The sequence below is a fragment of the Paenibacillus sp. sptzw28 genome (assembly GCF_019550795.1).
GTDB lineage: Bacteria > Bacillota > Bacilli > Paenibacillales > Paenibacillaceae > Paenibacillus_Z.
Genome location: NZ_CP080545.1, coordinates 2,337,766 through 2,356,791 on the forward strand (window position 1 = coordinate 2,337,766; position 19,026 = coordinate 2,356,791).

17 protein-coding genes are annotated in these 19,026 nt (G+C 52.7%); 15 read left to right on the forward strand and 2 right to left on the reverse strand.

What is annotated here, in order from left to right:
* The first annotated feature begins 45 nt into the window (after positions 1-45).
* Complete coding sequence (locus KZ483_RS10255; RefSeq protein WP_220352555.1) at positions 46-1,038, forward strand: aldose 1-epimerase; 993 nt, start codon at positions 46-48, stop codon at positions 1,036-1,038.
* A gap of 88 nt (positions 1,039-1,126) precedes the next feature.
* On the opposite strand, the gene KZ483_RS10260 is transcribed toward KZ483_RS10255, so the two are convergent.
* Positions 1,127-1,999: a helix-turn-helix domain-containing protein gene (locus tag KZ483_RS10260; RefSeq protein WP_220352556.1), complete on the reverse strand. Its 873-nt coding sequence runs from the start codon at positions 1,997-1,999 to the stop codon at positions 1,127-1,129.
* Between the two features lie 436 nt (positions 2,000-2,435).
* Here KZ483_RS10260 and KZ483_RS10265 point away from each other — a divergent pair, with 436 nt between their 5' ends.
* The 5 genes from KZ483_RS10265 (at position 2,436) to KZ483_RS10285 (ending at position 7,087) form a co-directional block, all read left to right on the forward strand.
* On the forward strand, positions 2,436-3,317 hold the full coding sequence (locus tag KZ483_RS10265) for a sugar phosphate isomerase/epimerase family protein (protein WP_220352557.1): 882 nt from the start codon (positions 2,436-2,438) through the stop codon (positions 3,315-3,317).
* A 35-nt stretch (positions 3,318-3,352) separates the two neighbouring features.
* Positions 3,353-4,369, forward strand: a complete 1,017-nt coding sequence (locus tag KZ483_RS10270) for a Gfo/Idh/MocA family protein (protein WP_220352558.1) — start codon at positions 3,353-3,355, stop codon at positions 4,367-4,369.
* 209 nt (positions 4,370-4,578) lie between these two features.
* Positions 4,579-5,340, forward strand: a complete 762-nt coding sequence (locus KZ483_RS10275) for an IclR family transcriptional regulator (protein WP_220352559.1) — start codon at positions 4,579-4,581, stop codon at positions 5,338-5,340.
* Between the two features lie 25 nt (positions 5,341-5,365).
* Entirely contained in the window at positions 5,366-6,139 is a 774-nt protein-coding gene (locus KZ483_RS10280; RefSeq protein ID WP_220352560.1) for an SDR family NAD(P)-dependent oxidoreductase, read from the forward strand.
* Positions 6,140-6,175: 36 nt separating this feature from the next.
* On the forward strand, positions 6,176-7,087 hold the full coding sequence (locus tag KZ483_RS10285) for a fumarylacetoacetate hydrolase family protein (RefSeq protein WP_220352561.1): 912 nt from the start codon (positions 6,176-6,178) through the stop codon (positions 7,085-7,087).
* A 78-nt stretch (positions 7,088-7,165) separates the two neighbouring features.
* Here KZ483_RS10285 and KZ483_RS10290 read toward each other — a convergent pair whose 3' ends face one another.
* Positions 7,166-8,032, reverse strand: a complete 867-nt coding sequence (locus tag KZ483_RS10290; protein WP_220352562.1) for an AraC family transcriptional regulator — start codon at positions 8,030-8,032, stop codon at positions 7,166-7,168.
* Positions 8,033-8,181: 149 nt separating this feature from the next.
* Between KZ483_RS10290 and fucU the strand changes: the two genes are divergently transcribed.
* The 9 genes from fucU to pstA all read left to right on the forward strand — a co-directional run bounded on the left by fucU (position 8,182) and on the right by pstA (position 19,002).
* Positions 8,182-8,622 carry an L-fucose mutarotase gene (gene fucU, locus KZ483_RS10295; RefSeq protein WP_220352563.1) on the forward strand — a complete coding sequence of 147 codons (441 nt, stop codon included), beginning with the start codon at positions 8,182-8,184 and terminating at the stop codon, positions 8,620-8,622.
* Positions 8,609-9,445 carry an amidohydrolase family protein gene (locus KZ483_RS10300; protein ID WP_220352564.1) on the forward strand — a complete coding sequence of 279 codons (837 nt, stop codon included), beginning with the start codon at positions 8,609-8,611 and terminating at the stop codon, positions 9,443-9,445. The genes fucU and KZ483_RS10300 overlap by 14 nt, the downstream gene beginning before the upstream one ends.
* 24 nt (positions 9,446-9,469) lie before the next feature.
* A complete protein-coding gene (locus KZ483_RS10305; RefSeq protein WP_220352565.1) occupies positions 9,470-10,990 on the forward strand; it encodes a tagaturonate reductase in 1,521 nt (506 codons plus the stop codon).
* On the forward strand, positions 10,987-12,504 hold the full coding sequence (locus KZ483_RS10310; RefSeq protein WP_220352566.1) for a UxaA family hydrolase: 1,518 nt from the start codon (positions 10,987-10,989) through the stop codon (positions 12,502-12,504). The genes KZ483_RS10305 and KZ483_RS10310 overlap by 4 nt, the downstream gene beginning before the upstream one ends.
* 150 nt (positions 12,505-12,654) lie before the next feature.
* The gene (locus tag KZ483_RS10315) at positions 12,655-13,668 is read left to right on the forward strand and encodes a zinc-binding alcohol dehydrogenase family protein (protein WP_220353371.1); all 1,014 of its coding nucleotides are present in this window, start codon (positions 12,655-12,657) and stop codon (positions 13,666-13,668) included.
* A gap of 1,090 nt (positions 13,669-14,758) precedes the next feature.
* The gene (locus KZ483_RS10320; RefSeq protein WP_220352567.1) at positions 14,759-16,156 is read left to right on the forward strand and encodes a stalk domain-containing protein; all 1,398 of its coding nucleotides are present in this window, start codon (positions 14,759-14,761) and stop codon (positions 16,154-16,156) included.
* 35 nt (positions 16,157-16,191) lie between these two features.
* Complete coding sequence (locus KZ483_RS10325) at positions 16,192-17,052, forward strand: phosphate ABC transporter substrate-binding protein (protein WP_220352568.1); 861 nt, start codon at positions 16,192-16,194, stop codon at positions 17,050-17,052.
* A 106-nt stretch (positions 17,053-17,158) separates the two neighbouring features.
* A complete protein-coding gene (pstC, locus tag KZ483_RS10330) occupies positions 17,159-18,109 on the forward strand; it encodes a phosphate ABC transporter permease subunit PstC (RefSeq protein ID WP_397376195.1) in 951 nt (316 codons plus the stop codon).
* Positions 18,110-18,156: 47 nt separating this feature from the next.
* Positions 18,157-19,002: a phosphate ABC transporter permease PstA gene (gene pstA, locus KZ483_RS10335; protein WP_258881633.1), complete on the forward strand. Its 846-nt coding sequence runs from the start codon at positions 18,157-18,159 to the stop codon at positions 19,000-19,002.
* Positions 19,003-19,026 lie beyond the last annotated feature (24 nt).

Genomic DNA, 19,026 nt, shown 5'->3' on the forward strand with positions numbered 1-19,026 from the left:
CTATTTATGGTACTCTAAAAAAGTTGAGATGAAAGGGGAGCGAATATGAGCGAAAATCAAGCATTCGAGGGCGCCTATCAGGGCGAGAAGGCAGTATGGCTAAAGAGCGGCCGCTATGAGGCGGCCATTTTGCCGGAAATCGGCGGGAATCTGATCGCATTCCGCGATAACGAGAACGGTTACCGGTTTTTGCACGAACCGACGCCGGATGAAATGGAATCATTCAAAGCGAGACCTTTTATCCACGGCATTCCGGTATTGGTACCGCCGAACCGTTTCGAAGACGGTAAATTCCCATGGAACGGTAAAACGTATGAATTTCCAGTCAACGAGCCTGCAACGGGCAACCACCTGCACGGCTTTGTGCACAGTGAAACATGGGATGTAGAGGACTTCGGACAAACGGTTAACGAGAGCTTCGTAACCGTTGCTCTCAAGGTGGACGAGCAGCATGCCGTATACAAATTTCTGCCGCACAAATTTACGATTAAGCTTCGCTACACGCTGAGCGATGCGGGATTGTCCCAGCATATACTGGTCCGCAACGATGGAGAAGACGTCATGCCTTGTCTGTTCGCGTTTCACACCGCTGTCAACGCACCGTTCGCGCCGGGCGGCTCTGCGAAGGATTACCGCGTGAAACTGACGATCGGAGAGCGCTGGGAACTGAATGAGCGGATGCTGCCGACCGGAAAGTTTCAGCCGCTTAAGGCGGAAGAGGAGCTGCTTAAGGGCGAGGGGATCAACCCGTTCTTCGAAGCAATGGACAACCACTATACAGCTGTGGCGCAGAACGGCCGGAACCGGATGGAGCTTACCGATACGAAGCTTGGCTTGACGCTCGTTTATGACGTCGGCACCTCGTACAAGCAGTGGATGATCTGGAATAACGGTGCGACCGAGGGCTTCTTCTGTCCGGAACCGCAAATCAACCTGGTCAACGCGCCGCATGTCGATCTGTCGGCTGATGAAATCGGCTTGTTCAGCCTGGCGCCTGGCGAAATTTGGGAAGAAACGGGCAGGCTGTACGTGAAATAGCAGGCTTGATATTACTTTGTAAGACATTAAGGACTGATACGATATATATGCTGCGGCCGCTCCTCGTTAATGGGAGCGGCCGCAGTATTTATCCGGGCATTATGTCGATCGAAGGCAGCTGCTTACGGATATCGGTGGGAGTCGCGTTTTTTATCTTTTTGAACACGCGGCCGAAATACGTCATGTTGGAGAACCCGACCCTGCCTGAGATTTCCGTTACCGGCAAATCGGTCTCGAGCAGCAGCCGTTCCGCTTCCTTCACCCGCAGCAGGTGGATGTATTCAATCAAGGTTTTGCCGGTCACCTGCTTGAACACATTGCAGAAATAGCTCGGGCTGAGATTAACCATTCGGGCAGCCTCTTCCACCGTGATCTGTTCCTGGTACCGTTCGCGGAGCAGCTGCAGCAAACTTGAGAAATCGTATGAATTTTGAAGACGTGGCGTCTTTACTGCAGCGCATTGCTGCGCATAGCGGAAATATTGCCCGAATATTCGCAGCAGCTCTCCTTTCACGAGCAGCTCGTAGCCGGGCTGTTTGCCCTCGAATTCCTCGACGAGCTTCGAGAACGACTCGTTCATCTCTTTCATGAAAGGATCGGTTTTCCGAATGGTGCTCGGCCACTTCAGCCGCTGATTCAAATAGGGCAGGAAATATTGATGCTCTGTAATATCCAGGCCGCTTCCGCGCACCAATGCTTCATTGAAAACGATACATACGAGCTCGGTGCCGGGTTCAAGCTCTGCTGTGCCGTGCAGCTGCTTGGAATTGACGAAAGCCAGCTCTCCCTGATGGAGCATTTCGAAATCCGCGTCGATTTGAATGCGGGCTTTGCCTTCTTTTACAAAAATCCATTCAATATGGTCATGCCAGTGCAGGTAAATATGATGAACGAAAAAAACGTTGATCGGAAACGTCTGGTCCGGGATCAATGTCTTTTCCTTATGAGGACTTACGGTCATGGGCGGTGTCCCCTTTTCGCAGGATACTTGAAGTGAATCATACGATTTTCTCACTATAGAAGGTAATGGGCGGGATGTCAACGCTTTTATGCTTCATAATACCGTAAGATTGTATGATTATATCGCAATTTCGATAATAGTCTGGAAGCTGTGGATTAAGTACGATAATTACAGAAATACGGGGATATGCTTACGAAGCTGCGTTTTCTCCGAAAACGCCAAGTGTATACTTATGAAGCTGCGTTTTCTCCGAAAACGCCAAGTGTATGCTTATGAAGCTGCGTTTTCTCCGAAAACGCCAAGTGTATGCTTATGAAGCTGCGTTTTCTCCGAAAACGCCAAGTGTATGCTTATGAAGCTGCGTTTTCTCCGAAAACGCCAAGTGTATGCTTATGAAGCTGCGTTTTCTCCGAAAACGCCTTAGGAGGAACTATTAATGAAACAAATTCGAATTGGAACGCTTGTTGGCGGAGGCGACGCGGTGCGTGTGCTGCCGCAAATAATACCGCACGGCTTTGAATCGTTTGCTCTTACATTCTGGCAGACAACGAGCGGCACGGATCTATCCGAGCTTGCCAAACGGGTGAAAGAGATACTCGCCGAGAAGGATATCATCATCTCGAGCCTCGGGATATTCGGTAATCCGCTCTCCGGAACAGGGGACAATGCCGATACTCTTTCAAGCTGGCAGAGACTGATCGATCATGCGGAGGCGTTCGGCACCAATTTGGTCACCGGCTTCACAGGCCGCGTACCGGGATCTATCGATGAGTCGATCCCTCGCTTTGCCGAAGTATTCGGTGAACTGGCCCGGCGTGCGGAGGGCCGCGGCGTCAAGCTGGCTTTTGAGAACTGCGACATGGGCGGTACGTGGAAAACCGGTGATTGGAATATCGCTCACAACCCGACGTCGTGGGAGATGATGTTTAATGCGGTTCCGGCTCATAACATCGGTCTGCAGTGGGAGCCGTGCCATCAAATGGTAAGTCTGATCGACCCGATTCCGCAGCTCCGCAAGTGGGTGGGCAAAATATTCAACGTGCATGGCAAGGATGCGACAATCGCTTGGGATATCGTCCGCGAATACGGCATTCACGGGCCGAAGGAGTTCGTTTGGCACCGGACACCGGGCTTCGGCGATACGAACTGGACGGATATTATTACGATTTTACGTCAAGCGGGCTATGAAGGAAGCATCGATATCGAAGGCTGGCACGATCCTGTTTATAAGGGCGAGCTGGAGATGACCGGACAAGTACATGGACTTAACTATTTGAAACGGTGCAGGGGCGGAGATTTCATTCCGAATCCGAAATAAGTATATTTTGGAGATCAGGATAGGAGGGCTTAAGTGTGACGCAGCATAAAATCGTAGTTGCCGGATGCGGCGCAATGTCCAACGCATGGGTCGACTACGCGGTTAATCGGGAAAACGCGGAAATCGTCGGTCTTGTCGATCTATTCGAAGAGAGCGCCAAGAAGATGGCGGACCGCCGCGGGATGAACGTTCCGACGTTCACTGATTTATCGCAGGCGCTGGCGGAGACGGACGCGAACCTTGTTTTTGACGTAACTATTCCGGCCAGCCACAAGCAGATTGTTACGACCGCCATGCTGGCCGGCTGTAATGTATTCGGGGAGAAGCCGATGGCTGAGTCAATCGCGGATGCCGAAGAAATTGTCCGGATCAGCAACGAGACGGGCAAACGGTATGCGGTTATGCAGAACCGCCGATTTTTGAAGCAGATTCGCACTTTGCGCGATTTTATCGGCACAGGCGTCATTGGGACCGTCGGATCGATTCATGCCGATTTCTTTCTCGGGCCGCATTTCGGGGGCTTTCGGGACGCAATGGAGAGCCCGCTGATCATTGACATGGCGATCCATACTTTCGATCAGGCCCGCTTCATTACCGGCGCGGATCCGGTATCGGTCTACTGCCATGAGTATAACCCGCCGGGCTCGTGGTACGCAGGGAACGCGTCTGCCGTCTGTATTTTCGAGATGAGCGGCGGTACCGTATTCACTTATAACGGCTCATGGTGCGCCGAAGGGATGAATACTTCCTGGGAAGCCGATTGGCGGGTTACGGGAAGCGTCGGAACGGCCAAGTGGGACGGTGCAAGCGACCCGTCAGCCGAGGTTGTAGACGAGTCCAAGCCGCGGGAATTCACGAGCGGGCTGAAGAAGGTCGAAGCGCCGGCCAAGTGGGAAGGTCGCGAAGGTCATTCCGGCTGTCTGGACGAAATGTTCGAAGCCCTCGAGCAGGGCCGCCCGGCGGAAACCGATTGCCTGGACAATATCAAGAGCGTTGCGATGGTATTCGGAGCGGTCGAGAGCGCCAGAACCGGGAAGAAAGTTATGCTTTAACAGTTCGATTCCGGCGGCAGCGCGCTGCCGGAAGGCATTCAAGGAATTCAAGTAGAGTCAAGTGCCTCATGAGATTGATACACTCATGCGGCTTTTTTATTTTCTCTTGAAGCGAAAACCCATTCGAGCTATAGTATAAAAAGAAGTTCATCATAAAGAATTCGGTTTATTATAATAAACCGAACAAACCCGGTTTAAGAGGCGATCAGGTGACGGAGGAACGAAAGTATTGGGTGCCGGCCCTTGAGAGAGCGGACGGCATATTGTCGGTATTGGCGCTGGAGCCCGGGAAGTACAAGCTGATTGATCTGTCGAAGAGGCTTGATATTAACAAGAGCTCAATGTTCTCGCTGCTCCATACGCTTGAGGCGCTGCATTGGGTGGAGAAGAATACGGATGATACCTATTCGCTCGGGCCTGCCATTGCGGTTCTCGGATCGTCGTTTGTGAAGCGTTTCGATCTGCATGATTCGTTCCAGACCGAAGCGGCCGGTGTTAGAGACCGGCTGCAGGAGACGGTCCAGCTTGCGAAGCGGATCGACGATCACATCCTTTACCTCGGCAAAGTGGAAGCGTTAACGCCCGTCCGGCTTCAGTCCGAGCCCGGTATGCGGCTTCCTGCCCATGCTACCGCCTTGGGCAAGGTTATGCTTGCCCAGCTGCCGAACGGCTCACTAAAGCAGCTGTATCCGGAACGCAATCTCGCAAAGCTGACACCTCATACAATAGCCGATCGGGACAAGCTTTTCGAGCAGCTCGGAAACATTCGCGAGCAAGGCTTTGCACTGGATGACCAAGAAGCGGTAATGGGATTCCAATGCGTCGCTGCCCCTATTTTCAACAGGGCAGGCGAAGTAATTGCCGGTGTAAGCTGCTCGATGCCCCTGCATCAATGGGAGCATAAGGCGGAAGCAACACGCAAGGAAATCATAGCTTTGGCACAGCGGCTGTCTGTGCTGACACTGAATTAATCTACATTCTCAAGGAGGTTTACAGATGCGGTTACAAGACAAAGTGGTGCTCATAACCGGTTCCGGCTCGGGCATCGGCAAAAGCACGGCGCTGCTGTTTGCGCGGGAAGGCGCGAAGGTTGTGGTCAATGATTTGAACGCGGAGCACGGCAATGAGACCGTGAACGAAATCGAATCGGCCGGCGGGGAAGCGGTCTTCATCCAGGCGGATGTCACCGACCCAAGCTCCGTAGCATCCATGGTGGAACAGATAATCGCCAAATACGGCCGAATTGATGTGCTGTTCAACAATGCCGGCATTAGCGGCGTTGGTCTACTGCACGAAATCGAGCCGGAGGCATGGGACAAGGTGATGAACGTCAATATTCGCGGCGTTTTCCTCCCGAGCAAGTACGTTCTGCCTCATATGATCGAGAAACGCAACGGTTCCATCATCAATATGTCCTCCTGCATAGCCGAGATCGGACTGGCCCGCCGGGCGTCATATGCGACGACGAAAGGCGCGGTGCTCGCGCTTACAAAATCGATGCAGGTGGACTATGCGCAGTATAACATTCGCGTCAACGCGCTGCTCCCGGGAACGATTCTGACCCCGTTCGTCGAGAATTATTTGAAGACGTCGTACGATAATCCGGCTGAGGCGATCGCAGGCTTGAAGAAGCGGCAGCTGAGCGAAGAGCTTGGCCGTCCCGAGGATGTGGCGCAGGCGGCATTATTCCTCGCCTCGGACGATTCGAAATTCGTTATGGGTTCGCCGTTGTACGTGGACGGCGGCGTGGTTTTCGGCAAGAACGCATAAAATTTTCAATACTAATAGAAAGAGGTCGAGGCATCGATGAAACTGGTAAGTATCGCTAAAAACGGACGTTATGCACTGGGGATCAAGACGGAAGAGGGCATCATTGATATTGAGCAGGCGCTCGAGGCGAGCCCTGCAAGTGCAGAGGTACCTACTACGGTTATGGAAGTTATTGAAGGCGGCGGCCCGGCTGTAGCTGCGCTGCAGCAGTACATTGACGGACTTCCTGCCTCAACAGGCGGAAACGCGCCGTCGTATCTGCTCGAGGAAGCAGGAATTGAATGGGGTCCTTGCGTCACGCATCCGAATAAAATCATCTGCGTCGGCTTGAACTACCGCAAGCACGCGGAGGAAACGAACGCCAAAATCCCCGCTTATCCGATTTTGTTCAATAAGTTCAATAACACGCTTACCGGTCATGGACGCGATATCGCCGTGCCGAAAGTAACGCAAAAGCTTGATTACGAAGCGGAGCTCGTCATCGTCATCGGGAAGAAGGCGAAGTATGTGGCGAGGGAAGATGCACTGAGCCACGTGTTCGGCTATTGCAATGTGAACGATTTGTCGGCGCGCGACCTCCAGCTGCGTACGCCTCAATGGCTGCTCGGCAAAACCTGCGATGATTTCAGCCCGCTCGGCCCATATCTGGTAACGGCGGACGAGGTCGGCAATCCGAATAACCTGTCGATCAAGGCGACCGTAAACGGCGAGGTTCGCCAGTCGTCGAATACGTCGGATATGATTTTCCGCTGCGATGAGATTGTCAGCTACATTTCGCAGCATATGACGCTCGTTCCCGGCGACATTATTTTGACGGGGACGCCGGAAGGTGTTGTGCTTGGGCTTCCCGAGGACAAGCAGGTTTACTTGAAACCGGGCGATGTCGTTACTATTGAAATTGAGAAGCTAGGCGCACTCACGAACCGTTTCGTTGAAGAGATGGTCTGATTTTAACGAGAGAAGGGAAGGAAGCGCTTCTAGGGCGTTCCCTTCCCTTTATTTTCCCCTTTAATCAATGGATCCGATTCATCTTATGGCCGATTGACGATACACGGCGGGTGCGGCTCCCGCGAACCGTTTGAACATGCGGTGAAAATGAGGCAGGCTGTCGAAGCCGCATTCCTGCGCGATCGCCGCGACTTTATAATCGGTGGTCACGAGCAGCTCTTTCGCTTTAATCATCCGCTTCGTATTAATGTAGGTCTTGAAGGTCATCCCGACGAGCTGCTTGAACAGCCGGCTGAAATGCTCAGGCGACACCGAGTAGAGTCCGGCAAGCTCCGTTAAATTGGAGCAGCCTGCCACGTCGCGGTCGATATGCGCCAGCGCTTCGGCGAACCATGCCGGGCTTGCAGCCGCCTTAACATTGGAGGGGGAGTTCTGTTCGAGCGGCAATAAGCGGCTTATCGACAGAAGCGCCAGCTGCAAGCGCGCCGCGATGACATGCCTGTAACCATGCAGCTGGCGCTCCGTCTCGTTCTTAAGCTCATCGATCATGCCGCTGAAATCGGCAGCGTTGGCAGAAGGCAGAGTGAGCTTGTAGCTTATCCCGCCTGTTCGCTTAAACAGCTGCTGAAATGAGTAACTGTCACCGTAGTTCTCGGCCGGCAGAAGCGAAGAATTGAAGAAAATGGCCGTTGAGGTCACAGGCTCGTACTTATCGGGGAAAGCACGATGAATCGTGTTTCCCGGAATAAGAAACAAGTCGCCCCGCGCCATTTCGTAGAATGAATGGTTAATAAAGAAAGTGCCTTTACCGCTGTAGACATAGACGATTTCGTGCCAGTCGTGAATATGGTCGGGCAGTTCGTTTTGCGGAGGCTTCGTGTCCTTATAAACGATGCTGAAGGGGAACGCGCTGCCGCCTGGAAAAGGTTTTACAATCGGTTTCAATGCAGGCTGCTCCTCACCGTTGTGTTTTGACAATAGTATATCAGAAAAAGATATATTCATGTCTGATTTCGCTATTTTATTTCAAAATATTGATGCTATGATGAAGAGAACTGCACATATATCATTCAACAGAAGGCAGGGGTATACGAATGTTAAAAGGAATATCGAAGCTTATTTCACCTGAACTGCTTAAAATATTGATGGAGATGGGTCACGGCGACGAGATTGTTCTGGCCGATGCCAATTTTCCGGCGGCCAGCCACACCCAGCGGCTCGTCCGGTGTGACGGACATCCGATTCCCGAGCTTCTGGAAGCGATCATGCAGCTGTTTCCGCTGGATGAGTATGTCGACCATCCCGCGGCCCTCATGCAGGTTGTGCCTGGCGACAATGTCGAGACGCCGATTTGGAAGCGGTACCACGAAATCCTGGCTCCACATACCCATGTGAAAGAGCCTTTCGAGGAAGTGGAGCGATTCGCTTTCTACGAGCGGGCGAAGAAAGCATACGCGATCGTGGCGACCGGTGAGAGCGCACTGTACGCCAATTTGATATTGAAAAAAGGGGTTATCGGCGATGCGGAAAATTGACGCTCACCAGCATTACTGGAAGCTGGACCGGGGCGATTACGGATGGCTGACCCCCGAAGGGACGCCTGCGATTTACCGCGACTTTCTGCCGGCAGACCTCGAACCCGAGCTTAAGCGCTGCGGCATTGACCGCACCATTCTTGTGCAGGCCGCGGCCACCCATGCGGAGACAACCTTCATGCTTCAGTTGAGTGAGAAGTATGAATCGATCGCCGGTGTGGTCGGCTGGCTTAACCTGGATGATTCGGAGTGGCCGGCCGCTTTCGAGACCTTCCGCAGCCATCCGAAATTCGTCGGTTTCCGCTTTATGATTCAGGAGATGAAGGATGCGCGGGATGCGCTGAGGCCGCATATTCTGGATGCGCTGCGCCAAATGGCTGCAAGCGATATTCCGGTAGATCTGCTTGCCGTGTCGCATCAGCTCCCGGTCGTCGTCGAACTGCTGGAGCAGGTGCCGGGGCTCCGTGCCGTAATTGACCATCTGTGCAAACCGCAGATCGCAGCCGGCGTCATCGAGCCGTGGGCAAGCCAAATGCGGGAAATAGCCCGCCATCCGAAGGTATACTGCAAGCTGTCGGGGATGGTGACGGAAGCCGACCATCATGGATGGAAGCCGGAGCATTTTACATCATATGTACGCCATATTGTCGATATCTTCGGGCCGGACAGGGTGATGTACGGCAGCGACTGGCCGGTTTGCCTGCTCGCCGCCAGCTATTCGGAAGTGCATGGATTGCTTGGCGAGGTGCTGCCTGAGTCGCTTACAGAGAGCCAGCTTGCTGCTATCTATGGCGGCAATGCCGCCGCGTTTTATAAACTATAGCGATATATAGAGGAGGCATCGGTGATGACGGGGACGAGACAAGAAGACGGCATTCGGCTGCTGGGCAGAAGTGCGCTCGGCGATAAAGAGCGTGCGGAATTCGATACGATGAGGCAGGGTCCAGTGCGTATTCTTCAGATCGGCGAAGGCAACTTCCTGCGCGGCTTCGTAGATTGGATGATTCATGAGATGCGCAAGCAGGGCAAATATGACGGAGCAGTCGCGGTCTCTCAGCCGCGTCCGTCCGGCAAGCCGAAGCTCGAACAGCTTAGGGGGCAGGATGGGATTTATACGCTTATTGTCCGCGGAGTAGAGAATGGCAAATCTGTTGAGCGCACGGAGAAAATAGCGGTATTCGCCGAGACGGTGGATCCGTATTCCGAGTGGGACTCCTTCTTGTCGCTGGCCGACCGGCCCGAGCTTGAGGTTGTCGTCTCTAATACGACCGAAGCGGGACTGGCATACCAGCCATCGGAATATGTGCCAGGAGAGCCAATTCTGTCTTATCCGGGGAAGCTGACCGCTCTGCTGCACCGCCGCTTCGAGACGTTCGGCGGCGACCCGCAGCGCGGGCTGGTGCTGCTGCCCTGCGAGCTGCTGGAGCGCAATGGAGATGAGCTGAGGCGCTGTGTGCTGAAGCATGCCCGGGATTGGAACCTGCCGGAAGCGTTCGCGGCATGGATTCGCGACCATAACCGGTTCCTGAATTCGCTTGTAGACCGGATCGTAACCGGATATCCGGCTGAAGAAGCTGCTGGCTGGCGCGAGACGCTGGGCTATGAAGACAAGCTACTGAACTCGGCTGAGCCGTATTATTTGTGGGCCATTGAAGGCGAGGCGGAGCTTGAGCGCAAGCTTCCTTTTCAATCGGCGGGTCTGAGTGTCGAATGGACGGGCGACCTGCTCCCTTATCAATTGCGCAAGGTGCGCATATTGAACGGGGCGCATACGCTTATGACACCGATCGCGCTGCTGCATGGCGTTTCCGAGGTGCGGGAGGCGATGGAGCATCCCGTTCTTGGGCCGTTCGTCCGCGAGACCATCGAGAGGGAAATCATTCCGGCGATGCCGGCAGCTGTCTCTGCTGAAGAGGCGAACGCTTATGCGGCGTCCGTATTCGAGCGGTTTGCCAACCCGTACATCCGCCATCGGCTTCTTGATATAGCGATGAACAGCGTCAGCAAGTTCCGCACGAGACTGCTGCCGTCGCTTGAAGGCTATACCCTAACACATGAAGGACGTTTGCCGTCGAATATCGTCAAGGCGCTGGCCTGTCTTCTGCGTTTTTATAATGTACGCCCGGAAGGAGAACTGTTCGTCGGTCGCTGCTTTGACGGTTCCTCTTATACGGTCCGTGACGATCATGCAGCGCTCAGCTTGTTCGCCGACGCATGGAGTCGTTATGAAGCGGGACAGCTAACTCTCGAAGCGATGGTTGACAGCCTGCTTGGGTCGGCGCAGCTGTGGGGCAAGCAGCTGACGGGAATGAAGGGCCTCGCTGAAATGGTTGCGGGATTGCTTGATGAAATGGGGGACAGAGAATGAGTGACTGGATTAAACTGAGCCCTAGCGATCACGTCATGATCGCTCTGCGTGATCTGGAGCCGGGCGAAACGGTTCAGACGGATGAAAGCGGGTCGACGGTGAAGGTGCTTGATCAGGTACCAAGAGGTCATAAGCTGCTTGTGAAGGCTGTTGCCCAAGGAGACGATGTGCTCAAGTTCGGCTATTCGATAGGTAAGGCCAAGGAGCCTATTGAGCCGGGTCACTGGATACACACGCACAATTTGGAAACGGGGTTGAAAGGGAAATTGGAGTATGCCTATACGCCGTCACCCCCATCCTCTTCAACAGTTGAGCAGCGGAAGCCGAAGTCTGCAGAGCAGCCGCTTTATTTTCAAGGCTATGCCAGGGACAATGGCGAGGTTGGAATCCGCAATGAAATCTGGATTCTGAACACGGTCGGCTGCATCAACAAAACGTGCGAGTCGCTCGCGAAGCTCGCTGCCGCCGAGTACGGCGACCGCGTGGACGGCATTCACCACTTTGCCCATCCGTACGGCTGCTCGCAGCTTGGCGACGACCTCAAATATACGCAGAAGCTTCTTGCCTCTCTCGCGAACCACGGCAATGCCGGAGGCGTGCTAATTGTCGGACTCGGCTGCGAGAATAATCAAATCGATCTTTTCAAGCAGGTGCTCGAAGGGTACGACCCGAACCGGATCAAGTTTATGCGCTCGCAGGATGTGGCCGACGAGCTGGAGGAAGGCATGGAGCTGATCGGGCAGCTGGTGGAATACGCGGAGAAATTCGAACGCCGTCCCGTGCCGGTTTCCAAGCTGAAAATCGGGCTTAAATGCGGCGGCTCCGACGGATTGTCGGGCATTACGGCCAATCCGCTGGTCGGTTCGCTCTCCGATCATTTGATTGCTCAAGGCGGAACGGCGATACTTACCGAGGTGCCGGAGATGTTCGGCGCGGAAACGATTCTGATGAATCGTGCTTGCGATGAGGAGGTATTCAACAAAATCGTCGACCTGGTCAACGATTTCAAGCAATATTTTATTAATCACGGCCAGGATATTTATGAGAATCCGTCGCCCGGCAACAAAGCTGGCGGGATATCCACGCTGGAGGAGAAATCGCTCGGTTGTACGCAGAAGGGCGGCCATGCAGCGGTAGTCGACGTCGTGCCATACGGCAGGCGGATTACGGCACAAGGATTGAATCTTCTGGAAGCCCCAGGTAACGATATGGTATCAGTAACTGCGTTGGCGGCGGCAGGGGCTCATATCGTGCTGTTTACGACTGGCCGCGGGACGCCGTTCGGAGGAGCCGTGCCAACGGTCAAAATCTCGACCAATTCGGAGCTTGCGCAGCGCAAACGCAATTGGATCGACTTTAACGCGGGAAGGCTGCTGGAAGGAAAGACGATGAACGAGCTCACGGAGGAGCTGTTCGGCCAGCTGCTGCAAATCGCCTCAGGGCAGGAGCAAACACGGAATGAACGCAACGGTTACCGCGAAATCGCAATTTTCAAAGACGGCGTTATTTTATAGAAGAGGTCTGCAATTCGAGTCTTGTACCGGCATACGCCTGATATATGGAGCCGGTTCAGGCAAAACAAGCGGCCGGTCCAGCCCGAATACAACCGCATAATAATGCTTAAACCGATTGGCAAGCTTTCGGTTCAGATGAGAGGTGCAACGATGAGAACAATTGTATGCGAGCATCCTGACAAACTCTATATGACGGAAACGACTCCACCCGGGCTCACGCCGGGCGAGGCGCTCGTGCGCATCCGCCGGATCGGCATATGTGGTACCGATATGCACGCGTTCAAGGGAAACCAGCCGTTCTTCGAATATCCGCGAATACTGGGGCATGAGCTGTCAGGTGTCATTGAACATGTTGGAGAGAATGCAGCGGGGCTGTCGGCTGGCGATCAGGTCGCCGTCATTCCTTATATCGCCTGCGGGGAATGCATCGCCTGCCGAGGCGGTAAAACAAACTGCTGCATGAGCATGCAGGTGCTGGGTGTCCATCGCGACGGCGGAATGCGCGAGGTTATGTCGGTACCTGTGAGTCAGCTGATAGGCACAAACGGGCTGACGCTCGATCAATCGGCGGTTGTCGAACCGCTCGCAATCGGAGCCCATGCAGTGAGGCGGTCGGAGCTGAAGAACGGCGAATACGCGCTTGTTATCGGCGGCGGTCCGATCGGGCTGGGAGTTATGGCTTTTGCCAAGGACCGCGGCGCGAAGGTAATCGCCATGGACATCAACGAGGAACGTCTGCAGTTCTGCCGCGGCTGGGCCGGCGCCGATTATACGGTCAATGCACTTGATAACCCGCGTGAGAAGCTTGCCGCATTAACAGGCGGCGAGTTTCCGACGGTTGTTTTCGATGCCACTGGGAGCGTCCGCTCCATGACCGACTCTTTCAGTTATGTCGCACATGGCGGCAAGCTCATATACGTCGGGTTGGTGCGTGCGGACATTACCTTCAACGACCCCGAGTTCCATAAGCGGGAGATGACCCTCATGGGCAGCCGCAATGCAACGCCTGAAGACTTCGATACAGTGCTCGCTGCAGTGCGCAGCGGGGCAATTGATGTCGATCGTTATATAACGCATCGCGCGCCGTTCGACGAGATGATCGAGCACTTCGAGATTTGGCTGAAGCCCGAGAGCAAAGTGATTAAGGCTATGGTTGAATTGTAAGCTTGAAAGCAAAGAAACCCTGCGAGACCGCTGTAATGCGGCTAATCGCAGGGTTTTTTTTGAGCCCAGAAAGTAGGCCATAGCCCCAAAGTAGGACTAGCCTGATCTCAATGAATAATTTCTCAGCATGACCGTGACCTTGAACCAACCTTCGTTTCCTCTCCACTCTGCGCTGCCTTAGATGCTCTTCAAGCCATGAATTATATGCTGTTTGAAAAGTCACTTCTCCCACCCCTTCCCAGAGAAAATAAAAAACCGCTTCATCGGAACGATAACGTCTCCGATGAGCGGTGTGTGCTTCACAACCAATGACATATAAGCAAATTGTACTATTGAAACGTGCTTGAAATCAACGTTCAAATAGTAAATTTATCCTGGGCTTCGTTTTAAGCGGGATTTTACTGTTAACAGCTTTGTGTTGGAATTTTTTCGCGTCTGTAAGCAGGAATATCTTGCTTAAGAGTGGAGTATGCGCAGATTGAGAGCTGTAATTGGCATTGTAAAGAGGATTAACCTGCTTAAACACGATGACATTCCCAAATTTAATGTTGTTAGCAGGTTTTACCTTCTTTGGGACTTTGGCGCAGGACAACTGCCACTTCTTTTGATCTCTAAAGAGAGCATACGTCAGTTTTACCGTCTGAGTGCCACAGTGGGTCCAAAGTTAGTATGCCGTTCTAATTGCAATAGTGGGTCCAAAGTTAGATTTACCGTTCGGAGCGCCACAGTGAGTCGAAAGTTAGTTTATCGCCCCGAGTGCCACAGTTAGTCCAGAGTTAGCATGCCGTTCTGGAGCGCCACAGTGAGCTCCAAGTTAGTTTTATCGTTCCGAGCGCCACAGTGATTTCCAAGTCAGAAGTTGCACGCAGAGAGCCAAATTAAGCTTTATAAGTGATTTCTGCCACAAATTAACAATATCTACATAATAGATTGATTGTTACTTTACAATAGGTCTTTATAATCAGCTTGTACATAATTTTGACGTTCTGGGAGGGAGATTAGCCCGGCGGTTGATGAAAGCTGGGGCGGTCAGGATTCTATTAAACAAATATAGAAGGTAGAAACCAAACTAGAAGGGTGACATGAGCCAATGTCCATCAAAAAAACGTTTGTCATTACTGCGCTTGCAGCTTCAGTCAGCACTTCGGCCGTCGGCGTTGTTTCGGCAGCCCAAATGCAGCAAATGGTCGAAACGCAGAAATCCTCTCTGTTCGTTAACGATACCGCTGTATCTGTTCGTACGGTTAAAGTGAATGGTGTTTTGCTCGTTTCGGTGCGCGATCTCGGAACCGCAGCCGGTGTGTATTTCGTTGTCAATGAAAAGGGCGGGGTAAAAGGCTTCTTCATGGAGCATACCATCGAACTGCGCAGCGGCTTGAAACAAATCACCGTTGACGGTGAAGCGCGTGAGCTGAAAGCAGCGATAGAGAACGTAAACAATTCGTACTATATTACGCTTGAAGATTTCGTAAGCGCGCTTGGCGCTGAAGCGACCACAGACGATGGCGGACAAATCACGGTCAGCACGGTTCAAAAGGTGAAAAACATCGATGAGGCAAGATGGATCAACTCAGGGCATTTGCTTGCTTCACAAATCACTGAGGACGGCCGAGTGGATTATATCGTCGATGCCGCAACCGGACAATACTCGGAGCTGCTGAAGTCCGCAGAGGCGTCCGATCTGGTCATCGCGCCAAACGGTCTGAAAGCGGCTTACACCAATGAGAGCGGGGCAGTTTACGTCATCGACCTGAGCACTAAGCAATCAACGCTTGTCTCTTCGGACAGCTCCATCAAGCCGGAGCTCGTCTGGTCCGCCGACAGCTCGTCCATCTACTTCCTGCAAGGCGACAAAGGCAGCGTAATCGCGAAGTTGAACCTTGCAGACGGTTCGATCGCGAAAGTTCTGGAAGACAAAGTCGACTACAAATCGAACCTGACCGTATCCGCCGACGGGAAGCAGTTTATTTACACCGTTATTAAACCGGGCGCTGTTACGGCTGACGCAAGCAAGCCTGTCGATCAGGATGATATCGCGATCGATATGACCGGTACGGAGCCGCAAGTCTACCGTTACGATTCCTCGGTCAAAGACGCGAAGCCGGAGAAGCTGACCGCGACCTCTGACGATAAACTGTTTGTCGGAGCAGCTGCGGACGGAAGCAAAGCGTTCTACGTTAGCATAGAGGACAACAAGCCGTCCTCGCTGGTAGCCGTGGCAAAGGACAAGACCACTGCCAAGCTGGTGGATGATAAAGATGTATTCCAGGCGGTCATCGCTGGAAGTAAGCTATATGTCCTGGCCGATGGCGGCAACGACGCACTCGTATACGAGATCGATGTCAATACAGGCGAGAAGAAAGAGCTGTATACAGTTCCAAACAGTGTGAGCGAGATTATCGCGGCTCCTGGAACGCCGGTTGCTGTCGTGATTGACGGTCAAATATCGGTCGACCAAAACGGTAAATGGAAGAAGATCACCCAATAAAGAATTCCGAGACTCGAGAGGAGAAATTAAAAACAATGAAAACGAAATGGTTCAAAAATATCGCATTTACAGCAATCGCCCTGACGGTTGCTTTCAGTTCGGTTCCCACAGCAAGTGCTGCAAGCAAGCTGAGCGGTAAAATCGTCGTCAACGGGTCCTCCGCGCTGCTTCCGCTAACGCTGCAAGCGGCTAATGAATTCAAGAAGCTTAATCCGAAAGTCAGGATCGCAGCATCTGCAGCGGGTTCCGTTACGGGTCCTCAAGCGGTCCGTAAAGGGATCGCCGATATCGGCGCTTGCGACTGGGACGCTTCCACCGACGTTCCCGGATTCAAGAAATTCGACGGTCAAGTGGCGAACAAAGTTGCTGTCATTCCGTTTGCCGCGGTAACGAACAGCAACGTAAAAGTAGGGGACCTTACGACTAAACAGCTTCAGGACATTTTCTCGGGCAAGGTGAAGAACTGGAAGGAAGTCGGCGGCGCAGATGCTGACATCGTAGTGGTTAACCGCGCATTCGGCTCCGGTACTCGTGTTAACTTCCAAATGAAGGCGCTGAACGGAACGGATTTCATGACTAAAGGCGACAACTATAAAGAAGTGAAATCGAGCGGCGACATGAAAACGGCGATTGAAACAACGCCTAATGCGATCGGTTATATCGACCTTGTTTACGTTACGAGCAAAATGAGTGCTCTGAAAATCAACGGTGTTGCCGCTACAGAGCAGAACGTCATCAACGGATCTTATAAAGTATGGAGCTACGGCTACTACATGACCAAAGGAGAGCCGACCGGCGCTGTGAAAGCCTTCATCGAATACGTGCAAAGCAAAACGTTCCAGAACGGTTCGCTGAAAAAGCTAAAATTCATTCCAATTTCCGCGATGAAGAAGTAAGCAGTGGAAGTCCGCGACTGCGGAAGAAGTAGAGCCAGCTTCGGCGAAATGCGCGAGGCTGGCTTGTCTCAATTATGAGTGAAAGGATGAAAAAGATATGCTCGAGATGCCTTCAACAAGCCAGGCATATAATGGCGCGGAGCTGGGGAAAAGCCTTAAATCCGGATCCCGCCGCGCTCTCGACCGGAAGACAAGGCTTTCAATTTACAATAAATCGTTCAAAATGATTTGCATCGCCTGTGCCTGCTTCGTCTGTTTGATCCTGTTTTCGATCTTGTTTCTGATGGGCCGCACAGGCGTACTGACATTCGAAACGGTATCGCCGGCCACCTTCTTCTTCTCCACGGAATGGGTTCCGGAGAATGATCAATATGGCGCATTAGTGTTTATTTTCGGCACCCTCGCGTTAACGTTTCTGACGATGCTTATTTCAGTTCCATTATCCGTCATAATCGCTGTTTTTCTATCGGAGATGACGCCGGGATGGCTGAAAACCGCGCTCCGTCCGGTCATGGACCTGCTCGTAGGGATCCCGTCGGTTGTCTATGGTTTCCTAGGAATGACTGTCCTCATTCCGCTGCTGCGCTCGGTCACCGGCACGAGCATGGGCGACGGACTGCTTGCCGCTGCGATAGTGCTGACGATTATGGTACTGCCGACGATCAGCCGGATCACGGACGATGCTATCGTAGCTGTGCCGAAGAAGTACCGTGACGCGTCCTACGCGCTTGGTTCCACGCGTTTTCAGACGATCGTGAAGGTCGTGATTCCGGCCGCCCGCAGCGGGATTATGTATGCCGTCATCCTTGGAATGGCACGCGCCATTGGTGAAACAATGGCGGTCGTCATGGTAATCGGCAACACGCCTCAGCTCGCCGATGAGTTATTCAAGCCGACAGCGGTGCTGACAAGCAACATCGTGATGCAAATTGCCAATGTTCCGTTCGATTCCGCATGGAACTATGCGCTGTATATGATGGGCTTCCTGCTGCTTATCATTTCTCTTGTGATGATCGTGCTGGTCCGATTGTTCCAGCGTAAAGGAGTTAAGGTATGAGCACAGGCGCCAAATCCTCAGGAAATCCTTTTAGCTCGCATAAAAGTATGAATCATATCAACAACCGGCTGTTTACGATTCTTGTCTGGACCATAGGAATTTGCACTATTTTGTTTATATGCGGACTGTTGTTTCTTATTTTGCAAAAAGGGCTCCCTAAGCTCGACTGGTCGTTTCTGTACGGGCTTCCGAGCGAAATCGACGAAGGCGGAGGAATCGGACCTGCGCTGTTCAACTCGTTTTATCTGTTGATAATATCATTGATTATTTCCATTCCACTCGGAATGGCTGCAGGAATCTATTTGGCTGAATTCGCGCCGGACAACAGATTCATCTCTTTTATCCGGATTTGTGTGGAAGGACTGGCATCCGTTCCGTCAATTATATTCGGCCTCTTCGGTATTGCCCTCTTTGTCGAAGCATTCCAAATAGGGCTGACGATAATCGGAGGCGCCGTAAGCTTGGCTTTTCTGAATCTGCCTGTACTGACGCGCGTAACGGAAGAAGCGATTCGTTCCGTTCCGCAAGAGATGAAGAACGCATCATTCGCGCTGGGCGGCACGCATCTTCAGACGATCCGCCGAGTACTTATCCCGGTTGCGCTGAATGGAATTATAACCGGTATTTGCCTAGTTGCTGGCCGGGCGTTCGGGGAGAGTGCAGTCATTATATTGACAGCAGGTGTCTCGACTTCGGGCGAAATGTGGGATTTCAATTTATTCTCACCGGGGGAAACGCTTGCCGTTCACCTGTGGTATGTACAGTCGGAAGCGATCGTTCCGGACGCAGCGGAAATCGCAGAGAAAGCGGCCGCGGTGCTCGTCTTTGTCGTACTGCTCATTAATGTGATCTTCCGCGTACCGCTTTGGATAAATTCTCGTAAGATGCGTTAGCTCCATTATATTACTTTCGGAGGA